At 71.8% G+C, this 25,250-nt stretch carries 30 protein-coding genes and 1 riboswitch; of the genes, 19 read left to right on the top strand and 11 right to left on the bottom strand.

Features of this window, described 5'->3' with window-relative positions; genetic code table 11:
• Window positions 1–13: 13 nt before the first annotated feature.
• Both ACP7BP_RS17060 and ACP7BP_RS17055 read right to left on the bottom strand, forming a co-directional pair.
• Window positions 14–865, bottom strand: a complete 852-nt coding sequence (locus ACP7BP_RS17060) for an ABC transporter permease (protein WP_426246310.1) — start codon at window positions 863–865, stop codon at window positions 14–16.
• Window positions 862–1,779, bottom strand: coding sequence for an ABC transporter ATP-binding protein (locus tag ACP7BP_RS17055; protein ID WP_426246309.1), 918 nt, complete (start codon window positions 1,777–1,779; stop codon window positions 862–864). The genes ACP7BP_RS17060 and ACP7BP_RS17055 overlap by 4 nt, the downstream gene beginning before the upstream one ends.
• A 107-nt stretch (window positions 1,780–1,886) precedes the next feature.
• Here ACP7BP_RS17055 and ACP7BP_RS17050 point away from each other — a divergent pair, with 107 nt between their 5' ends.
• The 6 genes from ACP7BP_RS17050 to ACP7BP_RS17025 all read left to right on the top strand — a co-directional run bounded on the left by ACP7BP_RS17050 (window position 1,887) and on the right by ACP7BP_RS17025 (window position 7,308).
• Window positions 1,887–2,642, top strand: a complete 756-nt coding sequence (locus ACP7BP_RS17050) for a TetR/AcrR family transcriptional regulator (RefSeq protein ID WP_426246307.1) — start codon at window positions 1,887–1,889, stop codon at window positions 2,640–2,642.
• A gap of 38 nt (window positions 2,643–2,680) precedes the next feature.
• Entirely contained in the window at window positions 2,681–3,226 is a 546-nt protein-coding gene (gene def, locus ACP7BP_RS17045; RefSeq protein ID WP_426246305.1) for a peptide deformylase, read from the top strand.
• Window positions 3,226–4,155 carry a methionyl-tRNA formyltransferase gene (fmt, locus tag ACP7BP_RS17040; protein ID WP_426246303.1) on the top strand — a complete coding sequence of 310 codons (930 nt, stop codon included), beginning with the start codon at window positions 3,226–3,228 and terminating at the stop codon, window positions 4,153–4,155. The genes def and fmt overlap by 1 nt, the downstream gene beginning before the upstream one ends.
• 9 nt (window positions 4,156–4,164) lie before the next feature.
• A complete protein-coding gene (locus ACP7BP_RS17035; RefSeq protein ID WP_426246301.1) occupies window positions 4,165–4,581 on the top strand; it encodes an MmcQ/YjbR family DNA-binding protein in 417 nt (138 codons plus the stop codon).
• On the top strand, window positions 4,574–5,938 hold the full coding sequence (locus ACP7BP_RS17030) for an RsmB/NOP family class I SAM-dependent RNA methyltransferase (RefSeq protein ID WP_426246299.1): 1,365 nt from the start codon (window positions 4,574–4,576) through the stop codon (window positions 5,936–5,938). The genes ACP7BP_RS17035 and ACP7BP_RS17030 overlap by 8 nt, the downstream gene beginning before the upstream one ends.
• Before the next feature lie 95 nt (window positions 5,939–6,033).
• Complete coding sequence (locus tag ACP7BP_RS17025; protein WP_426246298.1) at window positions 6,034–7,308, top strand: hypothetical protein; 1,275 nt, start codon at window positions 6,034–6,036, stop codon at window positions 7,306–7,308.
• A 10-nt stretch (window positions 7,309–7,318) separates the two neighbouring features.
• Here ACP7BP_RS17025 and ACP7BP_RS17020 read toward each other — a convergent pair whose 3' ends face one another.
• Window positions 7,319–8,050 carry an AAA family ATPase gene (locus ACP7BP_RS17020; protein WP_426246297.1) on the bottom strand — a complete coding sequence of 244 codons (732 nt, stop codon included), beginning with the start codon at window positions 8,048–8,050 and terminating at the stop codon, window positions 7,319–7,321.
• A 33-nt stretch (window positions 8,051–8,083) separates the two neighbouring features.
• Here ACP7BP_RS17020 and ligD point away from each other — a divergent pair, with 33 nt between their 5' ends.
• Window positions 8,084–9,043 (top strand): non-homologous end-joining DNA ligase, encoded by a 960-nt coding sequence (gene ligD, locus ACP7BP_RS17015; RefSeq protein WP_426246295.1) that lies wholly within the window; start codon window positions 8,084–8,086, stop codon window positions 9,041–9,043.
• Window positions 9,044–9,059: 16 nt separating this feature from the next.
• Here the strand turns inward: ligD and ACP7BP_RS17010 are convergent, their stop codons facing one another.
• On the bottom strand, window positions 9,060–10,442 hold the full coding sequence (locus ACP7BP_RS17010) for a sensor histidine kinase (RefSeq protein ID WP_426246293.1): 1,383 nt from the start codon (window positions 10,440–10,442) through the stop codon (window positions 9,060–9,062).
• Complete coding sequence (locus tag ACP7BP_RS17005; protein WP_426246291.1) at window positions 10,442–12,097, bottom strand: FAD-dependent oxidoreductase; 1,656 nt, start codon at window positions 12,095–12,097, stop codon at window positions 10,442–10,444. The genes ACP7BP_RS17010 and ACP7BP_RS17005 overlap by 1 nt, the downstream gene beginning before the upstream one ends.
• A 127-nt stretch (window positions 12,098–12,224) precedes the next feature.
• Between ACP7BP_RS17005 and rpe the strand changes: the two genes are divergently transcribed.
• A complete protein-coding gene (rpe, locus tag ACP7BP_RS17000) occupies window positions 12,225–12,893 on the top strand; it encodes a ribulose-phosphate 3-epimerase (protein WP_426246290.1) in 669 nt (222 codons plus the stop codon).
• Here the strand turns inward: rpe and ACP7BP_RS16995 are convergent.
• Together ACP7BP_RS16995 and ACP7BP_RS16990 are read right to left on the bottom strand one after the other, a co-directional pair.
• On the bottom strand, window positions 12,877–13,299 hold the full coding sequence (locus ACP7BP_RS16995) for a hypothetical protein (RefSeq protein WP_426246288.1): 423 nt from the start codon (window positions 13,297–13,299) through the stop codon (window positions 12,877–12,879). The genes rpe and ACP7BP_RS16995 overlap by 17 nt on opposite strands.
• On the bottom strand, window positions 13,299–13,436 hold the full coding sequence (locus ACP7BP_RS16990; protein ID WP_426246287.1) for a hypothetical protein: 138 nt from the start codon (window positions 13,434–13,436) through the stop codon (window positions 13,299–13,301). Before ACP7BP_RS16990 ends, ACP7BP_RS16995 begins: the two co-directional genes overlap by 1 nt.
• Window positions 13,437–13,777: 341 nt before the next feature.
• Window positions 13,778–13,936: riboswitch (FMN riboswitch) on the top strand.
• 95 nt (window positions 13,937–14,031) lie between these two features.
• On the opposite strand from ACP7BP_RS16990, the gene ribD reads away from it, so the two are divergent.
• From ribD to ACP7BP_RS16950, 8 genes are all read left to right on the top strand, one after another.
• Window positions 14,032–15,069: a bifunctional diaminohydroxyphosphoribosylaminopyrimidine deaminase/5-amino-6-(5-phosphoribosylamino)uracil reductase RibD gene (gene ribD / locus ACP7BP_RS16985; protein WP_426246285.1), complete on the top strand. Its 1,038-nt coding sequence runs from the start codon at window positions 14,032–14,034 to the stop codon at window positions 15,067–15,069.
• On the top strand, window positions 15,069–15,671 hold the full coding sequence (locus tag ACP7BP_RS16980) for a riboflavin synthase (RefSeq protein ID WP_426246284.1): 603 nt from the start codon (window positions 15,069–15,071) through the stop codon (window positions 15,669–15,671). Before ribD ends, ACP7BP_RS16980 begins: the two co-directional genes overlap by 1 nt.
• A complete protein-coding gene (gene pnuC / locus ACP7BP_RS16975) occupies window positions 15,671–16,369 on the top strand; it encodes a nicotinamide riboside transporter PnuC (protein WP_426246282.1) in 699 nt (232 codons plus the stop codon). The genes ACP7BP_RS16980 and pnuC overlap by 1 nt, the downstream gene beginning before the upstream one ends.
• Window positions 16,366–17,598, top strand: a complete 1,233-nt coding sequence (locus ACP7BP_RS16970) for a bifunctional 3,4-dihydroxy-2-butanone-4-phosphate synthase/GTP cyclohydrolase II (RefSeq protein WP_426246280.1) — start codon at window positions 16,366–16,368, stop codon at window positions 17,596–17,598. The genes pnuC and ACP7BP_RS16970 overlap by 4 nt, the downstream gene beginning before the upstream one ends.
• Window positions 17,595–18,083, top strand: coding sequence for a 6,7-dimethyl-8-ribityllumazine synthase (ribH, locus tag ACP7BP_RS16965; protein ID WP_426246278.1), 489 nt, complete (start codon window positions 17,595–17,597; stop codon window positions 18,081–18,083). Before ACP7BP_RS16970 ends, ribH begins: the two co-directional genes overlap by 4 nt.
• Window positions 18,084–18,169: 86 nt before the next feature.
• Window positions 18,170–18,433 (top strand): phosphoribosyl-ATP diphosphatase, encoded by a 264-nt coding sequence (locus ACP7BP_RS16960; RefSeq protein WP_426246276.1) that lies wholly within the window; start codon window positions 18,170–18,172, stop codon window positions 18,431–18,433.
• Window positions 18,434–18,465: 32 nt separating this feature from the next.
• Window positions 18,466–19,317 carry an ATP phosphoribosyltransferase gene (gene hisG / locus ACP7BP_RS16955; protein ID WP_426246275.1) on the top strand — a complete coding sequence of 284 codons (852 nt, stop codon included), beginning with the start codon at window positions 18,466–18,468 and terminating at the stop codon, window positions 19,315–19,317.
• Window positions 19,301–19,759, top strand: a complete 459-nt coding sequence (locus tag ACP7BP_RS16950) for a PH domain-containing protein (RefSeq protein ID WP_426246273.1) — start codon at window positions 19,301–19,303, stop codon at window positions 19,757–19,759. The genes hisG and ACP7BP_RS16950 overlap by 17 nt, the downstream gene beginning before the upstream one ends.
• A 22-nt stretch (window positions 19,760–19,781) precedes the next feature.
• Here ACP7BP_RS16950 and ACP7BP_RS16945 read toward each other — a convergent pair whose 3' ends face one another.
• Window positions 19,782–20,693, bottom strand: a complete 912-nt coding sequence (locus ACP7BP_RS16945; RefSeq protein ID WP_426246272.1) for an aldose 1-epimerase family protein — start codon at window positions 20,691–20,693, stop codon at window positions 19,782–19,784.
• A 29-nt stretch (window positions 20,694–20,722) separates the two neighbouring features.
• On the opposite strand from ACP7BP_RS16945, the gene ACP7BP_RS16940 reads away from it, so the two are divergent.
• On the top strand, window positions 20,723–21,697 hold the full coding sequence (locus ACP7BP_RS16940) for a GNAT family N-acetyltransferase (protein ID WP_426246270.1): 975 nt from the start codon (window positions 20,723–20,725) through the stop codon (window positions 21,695–21,697).
• On the opposite strand, the gene ACP7BP_RS16935 is transcribed toward ACP7BP_RS16940, so the two are convergent.
• The 3 genes from ACP7BP_RS16935 to ACP7BP_RS16925 are packed head-to-tail and all read right to left on the bottom strand — an operon-like array spanning window position 21,666 to window position 23,912.
• A complete protein-coding gene (locus ACP7BP_RS16935) occupies window positions 21,666–22,253 on the bottom strand; it encodes a uridine kinase family protein (protein WP_426246268.1) in 588 nt (195 codons plus the stop codon). The two genes, ACP7BP_RS16940 and ACP7BP_RS16935, sit on opposite strands and share 32 nt — an antisense overlap.
• Complete coding sequence (locus tag ACP7BP_RS16930; protein ID WP_426246266.1) at window positions 22,243–23,460, bottom strand: amino acid deaminase/aldolase; 1,218 nt, start codon at window positions 23,458–23,460, stop codon at window positions 22,243–22,245. The genes ACP7BP_RS16935 and ACP7BP_RS16930 overlap by 11 nt, the downstream gene beginning before the upstream one ends.
• A complete protein-coding gene (locus ACP7BP_RS16925) occupies window positions 23,460–23,912 on the bottom strand; it encodes a hypothetical protein (RefSeq protein ID WP_426246265.1) in 453 nt (150 codons plus the stop codon). Before ACP7BP_RS16925 ends, ACP7BP_RS16930 begins: the two co-directional genes overlap by 1 nt.
• Before the next feature lie 64 nt (window positions 23,913–23,976).
• Here ACP7BP_RS16925 and ACP7BP_RS16920 point away from each other — a divergent pair, with 64 nt between their 5' ends.
• Complete coding sequence (locus ACP7BP_RS16920; protein WP_426246264.1) at window positions 23,977–24,492, top strand: SseB family protein; 516 nt, start codon at window positions 23,977–23,979, stop codon at window positions 24,490–24,492.
• A gap of 10 nt (window positions 24,493–24,502) precedes the next feature.
• Complete coding sequence (locus ACP7BP_RS16915; protein WP_426246262.1) at window positions 24,503–25,108, top strand: hypothetical protein; 606 nt, start codon at window positions 24,503–24,505, stop codon at window positions 25,106–25,108.
• Window positions 25,109–25,250 lie beyond the last annotated feature (142 nt).

The raw sequence follows: 25,250 nt of genomic DNA, 5'->3' as shown, positions 1-25,250 counted from the left end.
TCAGGCGCTCAGGTCAGTGCACCCACTGCAGGCTGGCGTCGCGCGCGGCCTCCACCTGGGACCCGGTCTGCCGACGAGCCATCCGCCGCAGGACCATCGGCGTCATCAGCGTGCCCACGACGGCCCAGACGCCGAGCACGCCGACGGTCTCCAGCGGTCGCCAGCTCTCGCTCACCTCGAGCTGCCGGGCGTCCTCGGGGAGGAACGCCGAGCGCATGCCCAGCGCGATCCAGTACATCGGCAGCAGCTGGGCCAGGACCTCGACCCAGTCCCACAGTCGTTGGACGGGGTAGAAGATGCCGGAGATGCCGGCCATGACCATCACCGGCAGCATCCCCCACGTGCCGACCTTCTGGGTGCTCGGCACGAGCGCGCCGATCACCATGCCGATGGGCATGGTGGCCAGCAGGCCCAGGGCCAGCACCCACAGCACCGTGAGCCAGCCGGACGGGTCGGCCATCAGCCCGTCGAAGAGCAGGAAGCTGGGCACCAGGATCACGAGCAGCTGGGGCACCAGGGAGGCGGACTGGAAGAACAGCTGGCCGGTGAAGTAGCCCCGCAGGCCGTGCGGCACGGCCTTGTGGCGCAGCAGCGTGCCGTCCTCCTTCTCCATCGCCAGGGCGTACGCCGGGCCGATGATCACGCCGAACGCGATGAGCGCACCGAGGATGCTCGGCAGGGCTACCGAGGGCATCGACAGGTCGGTGCCCTCGACCTCGCTGTTGCGGCGGAGGAAGAGATAGCCCACCACCATGATCGCGGTGAAGAGGTAGTAGCCCTGGTCCTGCGTGCTGCGCAGGCTCTGGGCGAACTCCGTCCAGCCGCGGTTCAGCCCCAGGCGGACCGCGTGCATGCTCGGGCTCATCGGGTCACCTCCGTGAAGAGTCGTGCGGCCGCGTCGCCGTGGCCCGCCTCGTGCTGTTGGACGAGGGAGATGTAGGCGTCCTCCAGGCTTGCCCGGCGCACCTCGAGATCCGTCACGGCGTCACCGTGCTCGTCGAAGAGCCGGCGTACGAACGCGGTGCCGTCGGCGACGGACTCCACGTGACGCTCGCCGCCGACGCTCCACCGCACCTGCGCCTCGCCCTCGACCCGCTGCGAGAGCCCGTCCACGGTGTCGTCGGCGACGATCCGGCCACCGGCGAGCACCAGGACCCGGTCGGCGAGCTTCTCGGCCTCGTCGAGGTCGTGGGTGGTCAGCAGGATGGTGGTGCCCTCGGAGGCCGCCAGCCGGCGCACCAGGTCGTGGAACTCGCGCCGGGCCTGGGGGTCGAAGCCCGCGGTGGGCTCGTCCAGGAAGAGCAGCTCGGGCCGCCCCACGATCCCGATGGCGACGTCGAGCCGGCGCCGCTGGCCACCGGAGAGGGTGGCGATCTTGCGGTCGGCGAGCTCGGCGAGGCCGACGGTCTCCAGGAGCAGGTCTATGTCGTGCGGCCGACGGCGGTCGGGTGTGGAGTACGGCGCGAAGTAGCCGCCCAGGTGGGTGAGCAGCCTGCGGGGTGTCCACCGCGGATGGTCGCGCCACGACTGCAGGACCACGCCGGTGCGCGCCCGCCAGTCCTCGGTGGCTCGCGCCGGGTCCTGGCCGAGAACGTCGACCTCCCCGGCGGACCTGATGCGGAACCCCTCGAGGATCTCGATCGTGGTGGTCTTGCCGGCCCCGTTGGGGCCTAGCAGGCAGAGGACCTCGCCACCGTTGATGTCGAAGTCGACGCCGGTCAGCACGTCCTTGTCGCCGTAGCGCATCCGCAGGTCGCGGACGGTGACCACTGCTGTCATCGGTTCGCCTCTCGCGTGGGTGCCCGGGGAGTACGCCGTACGCAAAGAAGCGTACACTCTACGCAATTGTTCGGGGAGCCCCAGTTACCCGGGTGAAGGAGAGAGCGATGAGCCACGTGCACAGCGGAAGCGGTGACATCAGCCGCAGCCTCGCCCTCATGTGGGAGTACGACGACCGGGCGGGCACGCGCGGGCCCAAGCCGAAGCTCTCGGTCGTAGCGATCGTCGACGCCGCGGTCGCGGTGGCCGATGCCGAGGGGCTCGACGCCGTGTCGATGCGCCGGGTGGCCGCCGACCTCGGCGTCGGCACGATGTCGCTCTACCGCTACGTGCCCGGCAAGGAGGAGCTGCTCGACCTGATGCTCGAGAGCGTCAGCGAGATGCCCGACGACGTCAGTCTCGGAGACGCCTGGCGCCCGGCCATGGAGACCATGGGACGCAGCCTGTGGGAGCTCTACACGACCCACCGCTGGCTGCCGCTGGTCGACCAGAGCCGCCCCCTGCTCGGCCCCAACATGCTGCGAGGCTTCGAGGTCGCGGTGGCCGCACTCGCCGGCCTGGGCCTCACAGCCCAGGAGCAGGTCGCGATCATCAGCGCGATCGGCTCCTTCACGCAGAGCGCCGCCCGCACCCACAACAGCGCCGCGGTCGCCGAGGAGCGCACCGGCGTGAGCAACGAGGAGTTCTGGAAGGCCCAGGAGCCCGTGCTCGTCGCCGCGATGGAGTCGGGTCGCTTCCCGCACATGGCGGCCCTCGGCGAGGACGCCTTCGACATGACCGGCGAGGCGTTCTTCGAGTTCGGGCTCCAGCTCCTGCTCGACGGGTTCGGAGCACTGGTCGAGAGACGTACGGCGGGTTCGTAGACTTGCCGCTCCGCCCACCCGAGGAGTCCCCGCCCCACATGGCCGTGCAGCCCATCCGCCTCTTCGGCGACCCCATCCTCCGCAGGCCCGCCGTCGCAGTCGACGACTTCGACAAGGACCTGCGCACGCTGGTCCAGGACCTGACCGACACGATGCTCGCCGCGCCCGGCGCCGGCCTGGCCGCTCCGCAGATCGGCGTCGGGCTGCGGGTCTTCACCTGGAACGTGCACGACGAGGTCGGTCACCTGGTCAACCCGCAGCTCGAGCTCTCCGACGAGCAGCAGGACGGCGCCGAGGGCTGCCTGTCCCTGCCGGAGCTCACCTTCGACTGCCTCCGGGCCCTGTCGGTGGTGGCCACCGGCTTCGACATGTACGGCGAGCCGGTGCGCATCGAGTGCTCCGAGCTGCTCGCCCGGGCGATCCAGCACGAGACCGACCACCTCGACGGCATCCTCTTCATCGACCGGCTCGACACGGCGGCGCGCAAGGCCGCGATGAAGGAGATCCGCGAGTCCGAGTGGTTCGGCCTCGAGCAGCCCGCGGTCCGGGTCAGCCCGCACGCGACCCAGGGCCTGGGCTTCTGATGCGGGTCGTCTTCGCCGGTACGCCGGAGGTCGCCGTACCCGCCCTCGACGCGATCGCGGCCTCGGCGCACGAGCTGGTGGGTGTGGTGACCCGGCCAGACGCACCGGCCGGGCGAGGTCGCCAGCTGGCCGCGAGCCCGGTCGCCGTGCGCGCCGAGGAGCTGGGGTTGCCCGTGCTCAAGCCGGCCCACCCACGCGAGCCCGAGTTCCAGACCGCGCTGGCCGCCATGCAGCCCGACTGCTGCCCGGTGGTCGCCTACGGCGCACTCCTGCCGCAGAGCGCCCTCGACATCCCCGTGCACGGCTGGGTGAACCTGCACTTCTCCGTGCTGCCCGCCTGGCGCGGTGCGGCGCCGGTGCAGCACGCCGTCTGGGCCGGCGACGAGGTCACCGGGGCGACCACCTTCCGGATCGTCAAGGAGCTCGACGCCGGGCCGACCTTCGGAGTGATGACCGAGCGCATCCGTGAGAGCGACACGTCCGGCGACCTGCTGACCCGGCTGGCCGAGGGCGGTGCGGGACTGCTCGTCACGACCCTCGACGGCATCGAGTCGGGAGAGCTGGAGGCCCGCGACCAGCCTGCCGACGGGGTCACCTTCGCGCCCAAGATCCTGGTCGAGGACGCCCGAGTCGACTGGTCCGAGCCGGCTGTCGCGATCGACCGGCGCGTGCGCGCCTGCACCCCGGCGCCGGGTGCCTGGACCACCTTCGAGGGCGAGCGATTCAAGCTGGGGCCGGTGGCCGTCGTGAACGACCACGAGGCCCTCCCGCCCGGTGAGCTCGAGGTCACCAAGAGCGCCGTCTACGCCGGCACGGCCACCGGCGTCGTACGTCTCGGCGAGGTCAAGGCCCACGGACGCAAGGAGATGCCGGCCGCCGACTGGGCCCGCGGGGTGCGACTGGAGTCGGGTGTCCGCCTCGGCGACTAGTCTGCCGTGATGAGCAGGAAGGCCCGACCGGAGGACATCGACGAGATCTGCATGTCGCTGCCCGAGGTGGAGCTCGGCACCTCCTGGGGCGACCGGCCCACCTACAAGGTGCCCACGGGCGGCAAGGGCAAGGGCTTCCTGCTCCACCGGATGCCGCACAAGACCGCCGTCGACCCCGAGACGGGTGAGATGTACGACGACCTGGTCGTCATCATCACCCCGACCGAGGCGGAGAAGGCGGCGCTCGTCGAGGACGACTCCACGCCGTTCTTCACCATCGACCACTTCAGGAGCTACAACGCGGTGCTGGTGAGACAGAGCCGGTTGGGTGAGATCACGCGCGACGAGCTGGCCGAGGTGATCACCGACGCCTGGGCGCACCGCGCGCCCAAGAGGCTCGTCAGGCAGTTCTTCGGCGATGGCTGAGCGCCGCGTCCGCGTCGACGCCGCCCGACTGGCGGCGTACGACGTCCTGAAGGCCGTCCGGCTCGACGACGCCTACACCAACCTGGTGCTGCCACACGTCTTGCGCGAGCACCGGCTGAGCGGCCGCGACGCGGCGTTCGTCACCGAGCTGGTCTCGGGCACCCTGCGCGGGCGAGGCGCCTACGACGCGATCATCGACGCCTGCCTGGACAAGCCGCGGCTGGAGGCCAAGGTCCGCGACGCGCTGCGGCTCGGCGCCCACCAGCTGCTCGGGATGCGCGTGCCCGACCACGCGGCCATATCGACCAGCGTCGACCTGGTGCGCGCCCGGGTCGGGCAGGGCCCGGTGGGCCTGACCAACGCTGTGCTCCGGAAGGTCTCCCAGCACGACCTCGCCGGGTGGGTGCGCCGGGTGGCACCGGACCCGGGCGCCGACCCCGTCGGCTACGCGTCGGTGGCGTACTCCCACCCCCGCTGGGTGGTCGAAGAGCTGACCCGCGCCCTCGGCACCGAGGAGATCGACGCGCTGCTCACCGCCGACAACGACGCGCCGCGCGTGGTGCTGGTCGCACGCCCCGGCCGGGTCGAGCGGGACGAGCTGCCGGGCGAGCCGACCGCCTTTTCGCCGTACGGCGTGGTCCTGGCCTCCGGTGACCCGGGTGCGGTGCCCGCGGTGGCCGACGGCCGCGCCGGCGTGCAGGACGAGGGCTCTCAGCTGGTGGCGGTCGCGCTGGCGCGCGCCGAGGTGGCTCCCGCCGAGGTGGTCGGTGACGGGGAGACCTGGCTCGACCTGTGCGCCGGGCCGGGAGGCAAGGCCGCGCTGCTGGCCGGACTCGCCTCGGGGCGCGGGGCCAGGATCGTGGCCGCCGAGCTGCAGCACCACCGGGCCGGGCTGGTCCGTCGCAACCTGTCGGGGGCCGAGGGCGTCCTCGGCGTGCTGACCGCCGACGGCACCGTTCCGCCGTGGGCGCCGGCCGCGTTCGACCGGGTGCTGGTCGACGCGCCCTGCTCGGGACTCGGCGCCCTGCGTCGCCGCCCGGAGGCGCGCTGGCGCAGGTCACGCAGCGACCTGGCCGACCTGGTGCCGCTGCAGGAGGCCCTGCTGGAGTCCGCCATCGAGAGCGTGCGGCCCGGGGGAGTCGTGCTCTACGCGACCTGCTCGCCGGTGCTCGCCGAGACGAGTGGGGTCGTGAGCGCGGTGCTGGCGCGGCGCGACGACGTGCGGCTCGACGACGTCCATGCCCTGCTGGCCGACGTGCCCGACAGCGATGGCCCGCTGCCCGGCACCGTCCAGCTCTGGCCGCACCGGCACCGCACCGACGCGATGTTCATGGCCTTGCTGCGTCGTCGGCTGTAGGGCGAGATGTCACCAGAACGTCGCCCAATTCGGTCTTGGCAAGGCACCCGTCTGATGGTGGGATGGTGGTCAAACCGACGCGGGGGAGTGAGTTGATGAGCGTTGCCGCACGCGTGTTCGCCACGGCAGTGGCGGGATGCGTCGCGATCTTGACCCTGGCCTCGCCGGCAGTCGCCGCCGAGGCCCGTGTCGTGCCGGGCAGCACCACCCTCGACGATCAGACGTTCCTGACCTATGTGCCGTGCGCCGGGTTCTTCGGCGGCGGGGCGACGGCGCCCGGCCTGCGCATCAACCGCGGCCCCGATGCCGCGCCGATGGGCCGACGCAGCTTCGGGCTGGTGATGGCCGGCACCGGCACGGCCGCCGGGGCGGTCCACCAGACCGTCTCGATGGGACGGCTCGGCCCGGTGTCGATGTCGGTGAACCCCGAGCGTGCGACGAGCGGCGTCGCCTACGTCTGGTACACCTCCGCAGCGCTTCCGGCGGGCCAGGCCTGGCTGGGCCGCGCAGACCTCTCAGCGGCTCCCGGCTGGCAACGGGTCGAGGTGTCAGCGGCCGCCTTCAGCTGGCAGGCCTACGACCTGGCCACGCGGCAGCCGCAGGGTGCGCCCACCACGGCGTCGGTCCCCGACTTCGTGGCCGCGCACGGCGACGGACCGGGGTACGTCGTGGCCGGCTTCGGCTGCAACGGAGCGTCGTTCAACCTGGACGCGCTCGGCTACGGCGCCTCGAGCTATGACCTCGAGGGCTTCGCGGCCACCACGACCATCGCGGTCGACCAGGGTCCGGCGGGCCAGCCCGTCACGCTGCGCGGCTGGTCCGAGCGCGACCCCGGCCGCCGACTCGGCGACCCCCTCGTGCTGGAGCAGCAGGTTGCCGGCACCTCGGAGTGGAGGCCGGTGACCGATCCACTGTTCGCCGACCCCGACGCCGTGGTGCGCACCACCGTGGCGCCCGAGGTCCCGACGTCCTACCGCTGGCGGATGGGCGACTCCGAGTACGCCGACGCTAACATCAGCGAGCCGGTGCTCGTCGGCGCCGTGCAGAGTGGTCAGCCCGGCGACGGTGCCCAGGACGACCCGACCGGGGACGGCGCTGCCAAGGGCGACGCGCAGCCGAACGACGCGGGTCCGGACAACCCGAGCCCGGACAACGCGAGCAACGACGGCGCGACGAAGGGCGAGGCGACCGGGGACGGTCAGGCCAAGGACGGCCAGGGCGGCGGCGCGGCTCCCGACGGCAGCGCGGGCAAGGACGGCCAGAGCAAGGACGGCCAGAGCAAGGACGGCCAGAGCAAGGACGGCCAGAGCAAGGACGGCCAGAGCAAGGACGGCGGCGGCGTGGCCCAGGCCGGCGTGAGGAAGCAGTAGGGCGTTCGCCTCAGTCGACGAGGTGCCGGAGGTAGGCCTCCGGGGTGGTCAGGAACCGTCGCCAGTGGTCGACGATCGCCAGGTCCTCCCACGCCGCGTCCCGCAGTCCCCACTCGCCGACCTCGAGGATCCGCGCGCCGGGCAGGGCGGCCAGCACGGGGGAGTGGGTGGCGCACAGCACCTGGCCGCCGCGGCCCACCAGGTCGAGCAGCGTGCCGATGAGGCTGAGCGTCGACGTGAACGACAGCGCCGCCTCGGGCTCGTCCAGACAGTAGAAGCCACTGGAGTCGAACCGGCTGGCCAGCACGGTCAAGAACGACTCGCCGTGGCTCATCTCGTGGAAGACAGGCTCGGGCCTTCGGGAGCTGCCGGGGTTCTGCTCGAGGAACGTGTACCAGCCGTGCATCGTCTCGGCGCGCAGGAAGAACCCCCACTTGGCGGCTCCCAGCCCGCGGGCGAGCCGCAGTGCCGACGACAACGTCGACTCGCTCGGCCGGGTGGAGTGGATGCCCTGGTTCGATCCTCCCTCGGGGGAGAGGCCGTAGGCGACGGCGATGCCCTCGACCAGGGTGGACTTGCCGGATCCGTTCTCGCCCACCAGGAACGTCACCCCCTTGCGCAGGTCGAGCCCCTCCTCCACGACCTGCCGGACGGCCGGGATCGTCATCGGCCACGCACGTGCGTCGGGGCGATCCTCGGGCCGGGTGTCGACGCGCACCACCGGCGGCTGGTCGAAGTCCATGGCCCACACGCTACGGCTGGATAGGTTGGTCACGTGCCTTCGCCATTCGTCGAGATCGAGGTCGACAACCGAGTCGTCAAGGTGACCAACCCCGACCGGGTGTACTTCCCGGAGTCGGGCGCGACCAAGCGCGACCTGGTCGACTACTACCTGGCCGTGGGTCCCGGCATCGTCAACGCGCTGTTCGAGCGACCGTGCATGCTGCACCGCTTCCCGAAGGGGCTGGCCGGCGACAAGGTGCACCAGAAGCGGCTGCCGGCCGGTGCTCCCGACTGGGTCGAGACCGTCGAGCTGTTCTTCCCGCGCTGGAAGCGGACGGCCGACGAGCTGTGCGTGACCGAGCTGGGCTCGGTGATCTGGGCGGTGCAGATGTCGACCGTGGAGTTCCATCCGTGGAACAGCCGGCGGGCCGACACCGAGAAGCCCGACGAGTGGCGCATCGACCTTGACCCGGGTCCCGAGTGCGACTTCGCGACGGTGCAGCGGGTGGCCCACGTTGCTCACGAGGTGCTCGACGACCTCGGGGCGGTGGGCTTTCCCAAGACCTCGGGCGGCTCCGGGCTGCACATCTACGTGCGGATCCCGCCGGACCACGGCTTCAAGACCGTACGCCGGGCGGCCCTGGCCTTCGCCCGGGAGGTGGAGCGCCGAGCCCCCGAGGACGTGACGACCGCGTGGTGGCGCAAGGACCGCGACCCCGCGCAGCTCTTCGTCGACTACAACCAGAACGCCCGCGACCACACCATCGCCGCGGCGTACTCGGTGCGCGGGTTCGGTGACGCCCGGGTCTCGGCGCCGATCCGGTGGGAGGAGGTCGACGCCATCACTCCGTACGACTTCACGATCTTCACCATGCCCGAGCGGTTCGCCTTGATCGGCGACCTGCACGCCGACATCGACGACCACGCCTTCGACATCGCGCCCCTGCTGGAGTGGGCCGACCGCGACGAGGCCGAGGGAGCCGAGACCCCGGACGTCGACGAGACCGCCTGACCGACTGACTGACTGCTCAACCGGCGATCGGCAGCCGGACCCGGATGACGGTGCGGCCGGGCACCGAGTCGATGTCGATGTCGCCGCGGTGCCGCTCGACGACGATCCGCCGGGCGATGTCGAGCCCGAGACCGGTGCCCGCGCCGACGTCCTTGGTCGTGTAGAACGCCTCGAACGCGCGCGCGGCGACCTCGGGCGGCATGCCTGCACCGGTGTCCTCGATCTCGACGACGACGTGGTCGTCGTCGACGAGGGTGCCGATGCGCAACCGGCCGACGCCCGCCATCGCGTCCACCGCGTTGTCCATCAGGTTGGTCCAGACCTGGTTGAGCTCGCCGGGGTACGCCGCGACGGGCGGCACGTCCGGGCCGTAGTCGCGCTCGACGGTGACTCCGCCGCGCAGCTTGTGCCCGAGCACGACCAGGGTGCTCTCGAGGCCCTCGGTCAGGTCCACGTTCTGCTTCGACGCCCGGTCGACCTGGGAGTAGGACCGGACCGCGGCCACCAGCTCGGAGATGCGCCGGGTCGCCTCCTTGGTCTCCGTGAGGAGGGCGGCCACGGTGAACTGCCCGGCCAGCCAGTCCAGTGCGGCTTCGAGCGCGGCCGGCGGCACCGCGTCGGCCACCCGGTCGCACCACTCGGTGTCGAGCCCCGCTGCCACGACCGCCGAGGCGATCTCCCAGCTCTTCGCGATGCCGTGTCCGTCGAGCCAGGCTCCGAGAGCCTGCTCCCGGTCTGATCGCAGCAACGCCGAGGTGTCGGCGGGCAGCGGGTCGTGCGCCAGACGGAGCTCGTCGAGGGCGGTGAACTGTGCTGCGGTGATGCCGCGGTCCGCGAGGAGGCGGAGCGAGGACAGCACCGTCTCCTTGGCGTCCACGAGCCCGTCGACAGCCCGTGCTGCGGCCGACGCGGGGTTGTTGATCTCGTGGGCGAGCCCGGCAGCGAGGGTGCCGAGGGTCACCAGTGCGCTGTGCTGCCGGGCGGTCGACTCGATGGAGCGGGCGGTGTGGAACAGCCCGTCGATCAGATGGCCGCCGAACGGCGACCAGGCCGCGGCCAGGTCGCGCAGCGTCTCGGCCGGCACCCGGAGAACGCGCCCGGGGGTGCGTCCACGCGCGGTGGCGAGATAGACGCCACTGGGGTCCCAGGCTCGGAAGCCGCCGGCCCAGCGACCGGGGACGTCCATCTGAGCGACCACGACCTCCTCGCGGCCACGTTGGCGAAGCAGGTCGAGGGTGCCGTCCACGAGCACCCACCAGTGGTCTGCGGGCGCACCCTCGCGGAAGAGGTCGGCGCCGGGCACGATCGCCACCTCTTCGCCTCCGTCGACGAGCGCCGCGACCTGGTCGTCGGTGAGACCGTCGAAGAGGTCGATCGGCCGGAGGTCCTCGACGCGCATCAGACGGTCGCCAGGTAGCGATGGACGAGGTAGACCGACATGGCTCCCTCGCCGACGGCCGACGCCACCCGCTTCATGGAGTCCAGCCGGACGTCGCCCGCCGCGAAGACCCCGGGCACGCTGGTCTCGAGCGCGAAGGGCTCTCGTTCGAGTGGCCAGGAGGCCCCCCGACCGGCGCGGAGGTCGTGGCCGGTGACGACGAAGCCGTGGTCGTCGCGGGCCACCGCCTGCCCGAGCCAGTCGGTCCGCGGGGACGCGCCGATGAAGACGAACAGCCAGCTCGCCTCGACGTCCACGCTGTCGCCGGTGCCGCGCTCGCGCAGCGTGATGCCCTCGAGATGACCGTCACCGCGGCACGCCACGACCTCGGTGCCCAGCCTGACCTCGATCGTGGGGCTGGCGGTGATCCGCTCGACCAGGTAGCGCGACATGGTCGCCTCCAGGCTGGGCCCGCGGACCACGAGGACCACCCGCTTGGCGTAGCGCGCGAGGTTGAGCACCGCTTGGCCGGCGGAGTTGGCCGCGCCCACGACGTAGACCTCGTCTCCGTCGCACTGGTTGGCCTCCGACGCGCTCGCCCCGTAGTAGACCCCCCGTCCGGTGAGCTCGTCCGATCCCGCGGCCCCGAGTCGGCGGTAGGACACCCCGGTGGCCACGATGACGGACCGCGACTCGATCTCGCCGCCGCCCTCGAAGACGACGGCCTGCACCGGGCCGCGGGTCTCCAGGGAGGCCACGTCCTGGGCGAGCACCAGCTCGGCACCGAACCGCCTGACCTGCGCCAGGGCCCGCTGGGCGAGGTCGGAGCCGCTGAGCCCCTTGGGGAAGCCCAGGTAGTTCTCGATCGAGGCGCTGGTGCCGGCCTGGCCGCCGGGCGCCTCGCGCTCGACGACGACCGTGCTCAGGCCCTCGGACGCCGCGTAGACCGCGGCGGCGAGCCCGGCGGGGCCGCCGCCGACGATGCAGACGTCGTACAGCGGGCGCTGGGCGACCGTCGGGAGGCCGAGGGCCGCCGCTAGCGCGAGGGTGGTCGGGGCGCGCAGCGCTTCGCCGCCGGGCACCAGCACCAGGGGCAGGTCGGCCGCGTCCGCACCGGCCGTGGTGATGAGCCGGGTGGCCTCGCTGTCCCGCTCCACGTCGTACCAGCGGTAGGGCACGTGGTTGTGGGCCAGGAACATCTTGGTCTCGTGGCTGCGGTCGGACCAGCGGTGGCCGACGACCCGCACCTCCGAGGAGTGGTCGACGTGGGCCGACTGCCAGTCACCGAGCAGGTCGTCCACCACGGGGTACAGGCGCTCCGCGGGTGGGTCCCACGGCTTGAGCAGGTAGTAGTCGAGTCCGATGTCGTTGATGGCACTGATCGCGACATCCGTGTCGGCGTACGCCGTGAGCAGGAGGAACTTCGCCTCGGGGCAGTGCGAGCGGGCCTGGGCGAGAAGCTCGATGCCGGACATCTGCGGCATCCGCTGGTCGGTGACGATCAGCGCCACCGGCTCGTCGCGCAGGGTGAGCTGCACGAGGACGTCGAGGGCCTCGGCGCCCGAGTTGGTCCGCACGATCCGGTAGTCGGCCGCGTAGCGCGAGGACAGGTCCCGCGTGATGGCCGCTGACACCTGCGGGTCGTCGTCGACGGTGACGATGGCCGGCTTGCTCATGACACAACCTCGGACTTCGCTGAGCCTGCCCCGAAGTAGGCGGAACGGTCGATGTAGCCGAGAGCATAGCCACGCCTACGGCTCCCTGCGTGCGTCGCCGGGGCGCCGCTGAGCCTAGGATCGCGCCGTGGGTATCCAGATCACGCCGAGCATCCTGAACGCCGACTTCGCCGACCTGGGCGCCGAGCTGGCCCGCATCGGCTCCGCCGACTGGGTGCACGTGGACGTCATGGACAACCACTTCGTGCCCAACCTGACGTTCGGCCCGGCGATGGTCGAGGCGCTCGCGCGCTCCACCGACCTGCCCCTGGACGCGCACCTGATGATCGAGGACGCCGACCGCAACGCCGGGGCGTACGTCGAGGCCGGGGCGTCCAGCGTGACGTTCCACGTGGAGGCGGCCCGGGCGCCCGTGCGGCTGGCCCGGGAGATCAGGGCGGCCGGCGCGCGGGCGTCGATGGCGCTCAGGCCGGCGACCCCGGTCGAGCCCTACGAGGCGCTGCTCCCCGAGCTCGACATGCTGTTGATCATGACCGTCGAGCCCGGTTTCGGCGGCCAGAGGTTCCTCGACCTGTGCCTGCCCAAGATCCGCACCGCGCGAGAGCTGATGCGCAGGCACGGCGTCGAGACGTGGCTGCAGGTGGACGGCGGGGTGTCGCTCGAGACCATCGAGCGGTGTGCCGAGGCCGGCGCCGACGTCTTCGTGGCGGGCTCGGCGGTCTACTCCGCCGGCGACCCGGACGCGATGGTGGCCGACCTGCGCGCTCGGGCCACTGCCGTCAGCCCGCTGACCTGACGGGTGGAGCGGTGAGGTCCCCGGCGCGGGTGTCGAGGATCCGGTGGGCGGTGTCGAGGTCGAGGGGTCTCTCCGGCGCGCAGACAGCGGCCAGCAGCCCTTCGATCAGCGAGTAGATCTCCCGCACCTGGTCGGACTCGTAGTCCTGCTGCAGGGTCTGGGACACGTAGCCGCGCTCCCAGTCGCGCGCTTCCGCGATGGTGAGGTGCGTGCCCGGGTCGGAGCGATGGACCTCCTGCCAGGCGAGCCAGACTCGGGCATCGCGCAGCTCCTCCTCGAGGGGTCTGGGCAGGAACGCGACCATTCCACGGGCTCGGAGCTCGGCTCGGAGATGCTGCTGCCTGGCCTTCGCGGTGCGGTGAGCGGAGACCCGGATGATGTGCTCGCGGTTGCCGTAGTGGTGCATCAGCGAGCTCGTGCTGATGCCGGTGGTCCTGGCGAGCCGCGCATCGTGACGCCGGTCGGGCCGTGGAGGGCGAGCAGGTAGTTGACTCCCCACACCATGGTGTCGGTGCGGGACGGGGCATCGATGAGTCTGGGCATGTCCTCAGCACAGCAGGGGAGACGGACAGTCGTGGCCGGCCATCCACAGGCAGCATGCTCCGTCTGCTCCGAGAGGCCTCTTCAGGTTGTTGGAACGTTCGCGCAAAACCCGTTGCGCGAACGTTCCAACAACGGCCCGACGGCTGGTGCGAACGTTCCAGCAACACCCGTTGCGCGAACGTTCCAACAACGGCAAGGGCTTGTCGTGGAGGCCCAGCGTCCCGGACGGGACGGCTCAGGGCCCACCGAGCGCCCCACCCAGCGCCCCTGTCCATTGGCCGACCTCGCGCTCGGGAATGAACCGGGCTGTGGGACGCTTGTGCAGAACAAGAGCCAATGGCTCGCGTGCTCTGGGGGCGGTGAAACTCCGCACCGGCGGTGACTGACGAAGGCTTCCTCGCTTCGCTCAGAAGTCCGCGACCCGGTCACCACCAGTGACCGGTTGACCAGGTGGAACTCCTGGACCGACGGTCAAAGTCCGGATGGAAAGACGCACGCAAGCGAGGTCAGTGTGGTCGACCGTCGAGGTCGGCCGCGGTGAGCCCGCTTCACGCCCCCGCAGAGTCCGCACCGGACCCGGGAGGCAGGTGACGAGATGACGTTCAGCTCCGCTGAGCGGACCGCGATGCGTCGTGCGCTCGTCCTCGCCGCCACACCCGGCATCCCGCTCGGCCCGAACCCGCGCGTCGGCTGCGTGATCATCGACGACGACGGCGCGACCGTCGCCGAGGGTCACCACCGAGGCGTGGGCACCCCTCACGCCGAGGTCGACGCGCTCACAGCCGCCGGCGAGCGAGCCCGCGGCGCGACCGCCGTGGTGACCCTCGAGCCGTGCAACCACACCGGCCGCACCGGCCCCTGCTCGCGGGCCCTCGTCGCAGCCGGCGTACGTCGCGTGGTCTTCGCCCAACCCGACAGCAGCCCGGTGGCGCAGGGCGGCGCCGCGAGGCTGACCGCAGCCGGCATCCAGACCGAGGGCGGCCTCGACGAGCCGGACGCCCGCGCCCTCAACCGGGCCTGGACCTTCGCCGTCGACCACCGCCGCCCGTTCGTCACGTGGAAGTTCGCGACCACGCTCGACGGCCGCAGCGCCGCGGCGGACGGCACCTCGCGCTGGGTGTCCGGACCCGAGGCCCGGCGCGACACGCAGCGCCTGCGCGCGCTCTGCGACGTGATGCTCGTCGGCACCAACACCATCGCCGTCGACGACCCGCTGCTCACCGTGCGCGGCGACGACGACCTCCCCCTGCCCAACCAGCCGCTGCGCGTCGTGATGGGGGAGCGCGACCTCGACCCGACCCGTCGCGTCTTCAACCACGACGCCGAGACGCTGCACCTGCGCACCCGCGACCCCCACGCCGCGCTCGCCGAGGTGTTCGCCCGCGGGCGCCAGCACGTCTTCCTCGAGGGTGGCCCGACCGTGGCCGCGGCCTTCCTCCGGGCCCGGCTGGTCGACGAGGTCATCGCCTACGTCGCCCCCATGCTTCTGGGCGCCGGCCGCAGCGCCGTCGCCGACCTCGGCATCGCCACCATCGGCGACGCCCTGCGCTTGACCATCACCGACGTCGCCCTGCTCGGCACCGGCCAGGACGCGACCGTACGACTCACCATGACCCCACCTAAGGAGCACTGATGTTCACCGGCATCGTGGAAGAGCTCGGCACCGTCACCGCACTGGAACGACTCGACGACGCCGCCCGGATCACCATCGAGTGCGGCCTGCTCGACGACGTACGCATGGGCGACTCCATCGCCGTCAACGGATGCTGCCTGACCGTCGTGGAGCACGACGACCGGCGGTGGACCGCCGACGTCATGCAGGAGAGCCTCAACCGCACCAGCCTGGGTGCCCTGGGCGCGGGCGACCGCGTCAACCTCGAGCGGGCCGTACCCGTCTCCGCGCGGCTTGGCGGTCACATCGTGCAGGGCCACGTCGACGGCGTAGGCACGATCCTGTCGCGACACCCCAGCGACCACTGGGACATCGTGGAGATCTCCATGCCGGCCGAGCTCGCGCCGCTCCTCGTCGACAAGGGCTCGATCACCGTCGACGGGGTCAGCCTCACGGTGGTCACCGTCGCCGAAGGATCCTTCACCGTCTCCCTCATCCCCGAGACCCTGGCCCGCACCACGCTCGGCACCCGCGCCGTCGGCGACCGGGTCAACCTCGAGGCCGACGTGCTCGCCAAGCACGTGGCGCGCCTGGTCACCGCCTACCTCCCCAAGGAGAACTGATGCTCGACTGGCTGCTTCACGGCACCATCCCCGTCGCCGGCGGCGAGCTGCTCGTCCGCGAGGTGGTGGGCAACCTCTTCGGCCTCGGCAGCGCGCTGCTGGGCATGAAGCGGCTCGTCTGGGCCTGGCCCATCGGGCTCGTGGGCAACATCCTGCTCTTCACCGTCTTCGTCTCCGGTGAGCTCAGCGGGGCCACCAGCGAGCCGCTGTGGGGACAGGCCGGCCGACAGGTGTTCTTCGCCGTCGTCAGCATCTACGGCTGGTGTCGCTGGTCGCAGGCCAGCCGATCCGGCGGAGCCGCCGACGGGGGCGCGATCACGCCGCGCTGGGCGACGACGGCAGAGCGGCTGCAGCTCGTCGTCCTCGGCATCGTGGGGTACGCCGTGGCCTACGCCGTCCTCACCCGGATCGGCTCGTGGGGGCCGGCCACCGAGGCCTGGGTGCTGGCGGGCTCGATGCTGGCGACGTACGGCATGGCGCGTGGCTGGGTGGAGTTCTGGCTGGTCTGGATCCTGGTCGACGTGGTCGGGGTGACGACCCTGGTGCGTGCCGGCTACTACCCGACCGCGGGGATGTACCTCTTCTACGCGTTCTTTGTGGTGCTCGGCTTCTTCGTCTGGTGGCGGGCCGAGCGCACGTCCCACGCAGACCCGCTGGCTGAGTCGGACCCGATGCGGAACGAGGGAGCGGTCCGATGAGCGTCCGACTGGACCCGATAGAGCGGGCGGTCGCCGACATCGCGGCGGGCAAGGCCGTGGTGGTTGTCGACGACGAGGACCGCGAGAACGAGGGCGACCTGATCTTCGCCGCGGCCAAGGCGACACCGGAGCTGATGGCCTTCACCATCCGCTGGTCCAGCGGGGTGATCTGCGTGCCGATGCCCGCGGAGATGCTCCACCGCCTGGAGATCCCGCTGATGACGCCGCACAACAAGGACAAGCTCCGCACGGCGTACACGATCTCGGTGGACGCCCGGGACGGCGTGACCACCGGCATCAGCGCGGCCGACCGTGCGCACACCGCCCGCACGCTCGCCGATAGTGCCACGGAGCCGGGCGACCTGACCCGGCCCGGGCACGTGTTCCCGCTGCGCTACCGCGAGGGCGGGGTGCTCGTGCGTCGCGGCCACACCGAGGCGGCCGTCGACCTCGCGATGCTCGCCGGGCTGACCCCCGCCGGAGTCCTCGTCGAGATCGTCAACGACGACGGCTCGATGAAGCGTGCGCCCGAGCTGCGCGAGTTCGCCGACGAGCACGGCCTGGCGATGATCTCGATCGAGGACCTGGTCCGGTATCGCCGCCGCCACGAGGTGCACGTACAGCGGGCCGCCGAGACCCGGCTGCCGACGCGACACGGAGACTTCACGGCGTACGGCTACCGGATCACCATCGACGACTCCGAGCACGTCGCCCTCGTGTACGGCGACCTGTCGGACGCCGCGGAGGTGCCGGTGCTGACCCGGGTGCACTCCGAGTGCCTGACCGGCGACGTGTTCGGCAGCCTGCGCTGCGACTGCGGACCCCAGCTCGACGAGGCCCTCGGCCGGATCGTCGAGGAGGGCCGCGGCGTGGTGATCTACCTGCGCGGGCACGAGGGGCGGGGGATCGGCCTGGTGGCCAAGCTGCAGGCCTACGCCCTGCAGGACGGCGGCCGCGACACCGTCGACGCCAACCTCGACCTCAGCCTGCCGGCCGACGCACGGCACTACGGCACGGCCACGCAGATCCTCCGCGACCTGGGCATCGGGTCGGTGCGGCTGATGACCAACAACCCCGACAAGACGGCCGACCTCGAGGACTACGGTGTGCGCGTGGCCGAGCGGGTCGCGCTGACCCCGAGACCCAACGACCACAACCTGGCCTACCTGCTGACCAAGCGGGACCGGATGGGCCACCAGCTGCCCGACGACCTAGGAGCGCGCCCGTGAGCGGACCCGGAGCACCGGCCCAGAAGCCGATCGACTGCCACGACCTGCGGGCCGCCATCGTCGCGGCCAGCTGGCACGAGCAGGTCATGGACGGCCTGGTGGCCGGAGCCCAGGATGCCATGCGGCAGTTCCAGGTGGAGGCGCCGACGCTGATCCGGGTGCCGGGCACCTTCGAGCTGCCCGTCGTGGCGCAGGCACTCGCCGCCCAGGGGTACGACGCGATCGTGGCGCTGGGCGTGGTCATCCGCGGTGACACCCCGCACTTCGAGTACGTGTGCGGAGCCGCCACCGACGGGCTGACCCGCGTGGCGCTCGACCACCAGGTGGCCGTGGGCTTCGGCGTACTCACCTGCGACAACGAGCAGCAGGCGCTCGACCGGGCCGGGCTCGAGGGCTCCCGTGAGGACAAGGGCTACGAGGCGACCGCCGCCGCGCTCGCGACCGCGGCCACCATCAAGAAGGTCAAGCGCGGGTACGACTCCTAGCCGGAGGTCGAGGACGGCACGCAGCGCTCGTCTCGAAACCCCGGCCGAGCCACGGACGACGGCGACCACCGCCTAGGCTGACATCCGTGAAGACGTTCGAGGGGCTCTGGGACGAGCTGAGCGAGAAGGCCCGCGCCCGCCCCGAGGGATCCGGCACCGTCCAGCAGCTCGACGCCGGCGTGCATGCCATCGGCAAGAAGCTGGTCGAGGAGGCCGCCGAGTCCTGGATGGCCGCCGAGCACGAGGGCAAGGAGCGTGCGGCCGAGGAGATCAGTCAGCTGCTCTACCACGCCCAGGTGCTGATGCTGGCCTCCGGTCTCACCCTCGACGACGTCTATGCCCATCTCTAGGCCCACCTCACAGCCCTACCCCTGAAGGACCCATGTCCCTGCTGCGCATCGCCATCCCCAACAAGGGGTCGCTGTCCCAGGCGGCCACCGAGATCCTGCGTGAGTCCGGCTACCGCCAGCGCAACGACTCCAGGGAGCTGACGGTCACCGACGCGGAGAACGGAGTGGAGTTCTTCTACCTCCGCCCTCGTGACATCGCGCTGTACGTCGGCGAGGGCACCCTCGACGTCGGCATCACCGGCCGCGACCTGCTCCTCGACAGCGGCGCCAAGGCCGACGAGGTGATGGCGCTCGGCTTCGGCCGGTCCCGCTTCCACTTCGCCGGCCCGGCCGGTGTGTTCAAGGACGTCGCGGACCTGGCCGGGCAGCGCATCGCGACGTCCTACACCGGGGTCGTACGACGGTTCCTCGAGGAGCGCGGCATCGACGCGACCGTCACGCGGCTCGACGGTGCGGTGGAGACCAGCATCCAGCTCGGGGTCGCCGACGCCATCGCCGACGTCGTGGAGACGGGGAGCACGCTGCGAGCCGCCGGGCTCGAGACCTTCGGTGACGTGGTGCTGGAGTCCGAGGCGGTGCTGATCACGCGCGGCGCCGAGGACCGCCCCGAGGGCTTCGAGGTGTTCCGGCGCCGCGTCGAGGGCGTGCTGGTCGCACGCAGCTACGTGATGATGGACTACGACATCGAGTCCGAGCGGGTCGACGTCGCGGTCGGGCTGGCGCCGGGGCTCGAGGGTCCGACGATCTCCCCGCTGCGGCGCGAGGGCTGGGTCGCCGTGCGCGTGATGGTGCCGCGCACCGGAGCGCAGCGGCTGATGGACGACCTCTACGACCTCGGTGCGCGGGCCATCCTTCTCACCGACATCCATGCCTGCCGCCTCTGAGGGCACGCAGCCGGTGCCGCTGCCCCACACCTGGCGACCGCTCGGAGTGCGGCTCGCGGCGACGTTCTTCGGGCTGATGCTGCTGACCATCTGCGCCTTCGCGTGGTTCGGCTTCGACGAGTCGGTGCGTGACCGGTTCAGCGTCTTCCAGCGCGGCACGCTCCTCGCGCTCGGGCTGATGGCCTTCGCCTGCGGCCACGCGCTCGCCCGGTCCCGGGTCCAGGCCCGCCCCGGGTCGCTGCTCGTCGTCAACGGCTACCGCCGTCGGGAGTTCGAGTGGCCCGAGGTCGTCGCGGTGCATCTGCCCCGCGGGGCGCCGTGGGCCGTGCTCGACCTCGCCGACGGCACGTCGGTGCCGGCGATGGGCATCCAGGGATCCGACGGCGACCGCGCCCGGCTGGCGATGCGCCAGCTGCGCGTGCTCATCGACCAGCCGCACTGACCACATCGACCGGGAGCGCGGATCAGTCGAGGGTCCGGATGCCCCAGGACACGGCGAGCTCCTCGCCGGGCTCCAGCGTCGCCACGTCGTCGCCGGAGCGGAAGGCGTTGGCCGGCGCCGTCATCGGCTCCACCGCGAGCGCCTGGCGGGCGAGCCCCGGCACGGGGTCGGCGGTGAAGACCTGCAGCCAGCGATGCCGCTCGTCGACCCACAGCGCGACCCCGCGCCCCGACGCCGGGTCGCGCACCAGCACGGTGGCCGCGCCGTCGTCGTCGCGGACCAGGTCGGTGAAGGCGTCGTCCAGCTCGGTCCGCTTGATCGGGCGGGCGACCCGGAAGTCGTACTCCGTGCCCTCGACGTCCTCGAGCCCGACCGGGATCAGCCGGTCGTCGACCAGGCACCGCCGTGCGGCAGGCAGGGTGAGCTCCCAGCCGTCCACCGGTCCGTCGCCGACGCGCAGATAGGGGTGCGCTCCCGAGGCGTACGGCGCGGGGGAGTCGCTGAGGTTGGTCGCGGACTGCGTCACCGTGAGCCCGTCGGCGGAGAGCACGTAGTGCACGCGCAGCTCTACCAGCCACGGGTAGCCGGTCTGAGCCATGAGCCGGTGCACCAGCGAGACGGAATGCGGGGAGTGCTCCTCCTGCGTCCACGACACCCAGCGGACCAGTCCGTGCGAGGCGTTCCCGCGCGCGGGCTCGGTGAGCGCGAGCTGGAGCTCGCGCCCCTGCCAGGTGTAGGCGCCGTCGCGGATCCGGTTGGGCCACGGCATCAGCAGCTGGCCACGCCCTCCCGACGACATGGCGTCCTCGTCGAAGCTGTGGATCAGTGGCTTCCCCTGGTGCTCGAGCACGCGTAGCGCGGCCCCGCCCTCTGTCACGACGGCGCGGTAGCCCCCACCACTGATCTCGAACTGATCCCCCGATGGCGCAACCATGCGCCCAACCTAGGCCTTACGGTGTCCCGGTGCCTTTTTCCGTACGCCGGCTGGAAGACCCTGACGCCCGGGCATTCGCCGTCCTCGCAGCGGCTATCGAGGCCGATCACCCGACCAACCTCCAGCTCTCGGCCGAGGAGTTCCTCGAGATCCGGCACCTGTCCGGTGCGGTCCTCGAGGGCGCGTTCGACGGAGACGACCTGGTCGCCTGGAGCGGGTACCTCGCGCAGGCGCCCCGCGACGACGGCCGGCGCATCCGGGTCTTCGGTGACGTCGATCCGGCGTACCTCGGCCGGGGGCTGGGCACGCTGATGGCCGCTCGCGCCCTCGCGGGGGCGCGCACCCGGCACGCTGCCGACGGCGCCGGTCTCCGCGCGACGTACGTCACCAGCACGGTGGCCGGCCGCACCGACCAGGCAGACCTGGTCGCCGCCCTGGGCTACCGGCCGGAGCGCTACCGGTTCACGATGGTCGCCGATCTCGGTGGACTGGACATCTCGCCGGCCAGGCACGACGGCTACGACCTCGTGGAGTTCGACCCGGCCGACTCCGAGGTGCTGCGGGTGGCCCACCAGCGCGCCTTCAGCGACTATCCGGTGCCCATGTCGATGACCGCCGATGTGTGGGACACGTTCATGATCCAGCCGCGCCACACCCGACACGGCCTCTCGTCGTGGCTGCGCGACCAGGAGAGCGGCGAGGCGGCGTCGTACCTCTTCAGCCACGAGTACGCCGTGCCGCTCTCGGGCAACACGGATGGCCGGGAGACCTATGTGCCCTACCTCGGCACCCTGCCAGCCCACCGCGGCCGCGGCCTGGCCAGCGCTCTGATGAGCCACACGCTGCAGGCGTCGCGGGACCAGGGCGTGGCCCGGGTGAGCCTCGAGGTCGACGCCCACAACCCCGACGGCGCGCTCGGCTTCTACGAGCGGGCGGGGTTCCGCACCGTCGCCAGCTTCGAGCAGTGCACCCTCACCGAGCCTCCGGCCCGCTCGCCCATCTGACTACCGGGGGTCGGACGCCGGTGCCGTCGACGAGGATGTCGGCTCGCTCCCGCGTCTGCTCTCGCGCGTAGAGCTCCTCCTCGTCGACCATCCACTGCTTCCACTGGGGCGCCATCTCCTCACCGTCGCGGAGCATGCCGCGCGTCAGGCGCAGGTCGGCCGGTGCCTCCACCCAGACGAGCACGGTGACCAGGTCGGCGATCAGCGCCGCGCCGGACCCCACTCCCTCGACCACGAGCAGCGGGGCCGGTTCGAGGGCATGGTCCTCGGCCCACCCGTCCGCGGCCCAGTCCCACCGGCGCCACGATCCCACTCCGCCGTCGGCCACCGGCCGGAGCATCGCGTCGAGGGTCCTCGCCAGGCCGGGGAGTCCGCGCCAGCCCTGGAGCAGCTCGTCGGTGTGGACCACCTCGGCGCCGGTGACCTCGGCGATGCCCGAGGCGAGCGTGGTCTTGCCCGAGCCGGCTGGGCCGTCGACGCAGACCAGCCTGCCGGCGTGCAGGGTGGCGGGTCGGGAGAGAGCCGTCCGGGCCACCAGCTCGGCCTCAGAAGGCAAGGCCGGCCCCGCGGTAGGTCGGCACGGAGTCCTTGATCCGGTTGCCGCGCACCAGGTGCGCGGTCGTGCCGTGCTCGAACAGCTCGCCCGACTTGGCGTGCCGGAACCACACCAGGTCACCGATCGCGAGCAGGGCGGCCTGGTGGCCGGTCAGCGGGGTCTGCATCTCACCCGCGCCCTCGAGGCCGGTGAGGTGGAGTCCGGGCGGTGCCCACGGGATCGGCGCGCGGTCGTCGCCGACGGGCCCGCTGGCGACCAGGCCCCCGCCGTGCACGGTGACCATCTCCGGGGTGGGCTTGCGCGTGACGGGCAGCCCGAAGTACGCCGCCGGCCGCGCCTGGAACGACTGGTAGTGGTCGAACAGGCCAGGCACCAGCAGTCCCGAGCCGGCCGCCACCTCCGTCACCACCGGGTCGGCCGCACTGGTCTCGATCGAGCCCGACCCGCCGGCGTTCCAGAACTCGAGCGGGCCGTACGGCGCCAGGGCCTCGGCCACCTCGTGTCGCCTGGCCATCAGCTGGCTCACCGACGCCTGCTTGAGGCGGCGGACGACCATCGACCTGGCGCGTTGCCCGGGGACGTCGTCCGGCACCCCGGCGACCTGGCCCTCGTAGGTCATCACGCCGACCAGGCGGAACCCGCTGCGCCGTTCGATCACCTTCGCGAGCGCGGTGACGGACGGGCCGTCGTACAAGGGGGAGCGCTTGGGCCCCACGTGCTGGCGGCCCAGGCGCAGCCCGGCGTCGACCTCGATGGCGAGCCGCACCGGCACCGCCTTCGACGAGCGCACGGAGTCGACCATGTCGAGGTGGGCGACGTCGTCCACCATCAGGGTGATCGCCGACGCTGCTGAGGGCGAGGCGACCAGCTCGGCCAAGCCACCGCGGTCGACGGTCGGGTAGGCCACCACGATGTCGTTGCTGATGCCGGCCTCGTGCATCCAGAGCGCTTCGCGCAGGGAGTAGGCCAGCACACCTGCGAAGCCGGGCTTCCGCAAGGCGCGTTCGATGAGGGCAGGCACGCGCAACGACTTCGACGCCACGCGCACCGGCGTGCCACCCGCTCGTCGGGCCAGGTCGGCGGCGTTGGCGTCGAAGGCGTCGAGGTCGACGACCAGCAGAGGGGTCGGGAGCGGCTCGGCGTGGGCTGCGACGGCCTCGCCGAGCCGTTGCCAGAGCTGGTTCAGGTCGACGTACCCATGGGCCATCAGGAGATCCCGCGCTTGCGCAGGATCGCCTCGATGTCGGCCAGGTCGTCGTCCATCACCGCTGGCTGTGGCTGGCTCGACTTGTTCAGCGCGCCCTTGCGAGATTCACGGGCCCTGACGGCGCCGTTGCCGCCGCGGTCGGGCCTACCGCCGCGACCCCGGTCGCGCAGCGCCCCCGAGACCATGAACAGCACCACTGACAGGCCGCCGAGCACCACCCCCGCCCACACGATCGGGCTGAACACCAGGTGCGTCGCCCAGTCGAGGACGGACTGGCCGATCTCGGTGAACATCTCCAGGGTGCCGGTCAGGTAGGCCGCCGCCGGCAACAGCGTGAAGCCCGCACCACGAAGCCCCGAGGCCGCGCCTCGGTTCCGGAAGGCGTAGACCGTCCAGAGAGCTCCCAGCAGGGTCAGCGTCGCGGTCAGGGCCGCCCAGGTTGCCTCACTCACACCCCAAGACTCCCACACCGGTGGCGAAGGGGCATGGGGTCAGAACCTGGGGGAGAATCGCGGTGTGAGCGACGAACGGCGTATCCCCGACCCCGGCTTCGCCGACGACGACGGGTCGGCCGACCCCCGCCTCGCGGCCGCCCTTGCGGCCGACGACGGCAGCGTCGCCCGTCGGGGCGACGTCCTGGCCGCGCTGGTCGGCAGCCGCCTGCTGGTGCCGGTAGTGGCGCTGCTCGGCGAGGTGGAGTACGACGCCGCCGGGCTCGCCCACGACAAGACCAGCGACATGGCTGCGGTGCTCCTCACCGGGGCCGACGGCCGGCTGGCTCTGCTTGCCTTCACCTCCGCAGCGACGCTGGCCGCCTGGGACCCCCAGGCCCGGCCGGTGCCGGTCACCGCCCGCACGGCCGCCCTGGCGGCGGTGCAGGAGGACGCAGCAGCGCTGGTGGTCGACCTCGCTGGGCCGCAGCGCTTCGTCGTCGAGGGCGACGACCTCACCGCCGTGGCCGCCGGCTGGACGCTCAGCAGGGCCGGGGACCGGGTGGCGTGGCTGTCAGAAGGAGGACCCGATGGAGCTTGACGAGCTCACCGTGGGCGAGCCGCTCCGTGCAGAGGTGTCCGCGGCAGGACACACCACGAACCTGTGGCCCCTGCTCGTGAACAACGCGCGGGCGGTCGTCGCCGTGGATGACGAAGGGCTTCGTGTCTTCGCCGAGGGCTCGGACCCGGTCCAGCACAGGTGGTCGGAGCTGGAGGAGGTTCGTGTCGAGCAGCTGGCCCTGTGCGTGCTGGTGCGGGACGACCAGGTGCCGATCCGGTACCCGTTGATGCACATGCGCGACCGTCGCGGGCTGGCCGAGTCCGTCGCCGCGGCTGGCGCGCCGATCAGGAGCAACGCCGAACAGGTGCTGCCAGCTGCCGCATCCCCCGCGCCCGGTCGGTCCGGAGAGCCGCCCGCCGCGAATGCGGCGGCGAGCTCGGCTCGGGCCATGCTCACCACCGCGCTCATTGCCGGCCTCGCCGGCCAGGCCGTCGGTTGGAGCATCATCGGCGTGGCCTATGGGAGCGTCGACGACGAGACGGTACCCAAGTTGTTGGGCATCGCCGTCGCGACACTAGGCGGTTTCGCGCTGCTTCTGGCGGTCATCGGGTGGGGCGTCGTGCTCGGCACTCGCATCACCCGCGACGAGACCTAGGACCCGGTCGGCACGGCGCTGGTTGAGGTGCGAGGAGCGCCCGCCGGTGTCGCTGATTGAGGTGTGAGGAAGTCGCTGGTTGAGGTGCGAGGAGCGCAGCGACGAGCCTCGAAACCAAGACCCCCGGGTATTCACAGCCGCC

The organism is Nocardioides sp. LHG3406-4, assembly GCF_049897745.1.
GTDB lineage: Bacteria > Actinomycetota > Actinomycetes > Propionibacteriales > Nocardioidaceae > Nocardioides.
The sequence above is the reverse complement of the archived record's forward strand: the minus strand, read 5'-3'. Positions and strand labels throughout refer to the sequence as shown.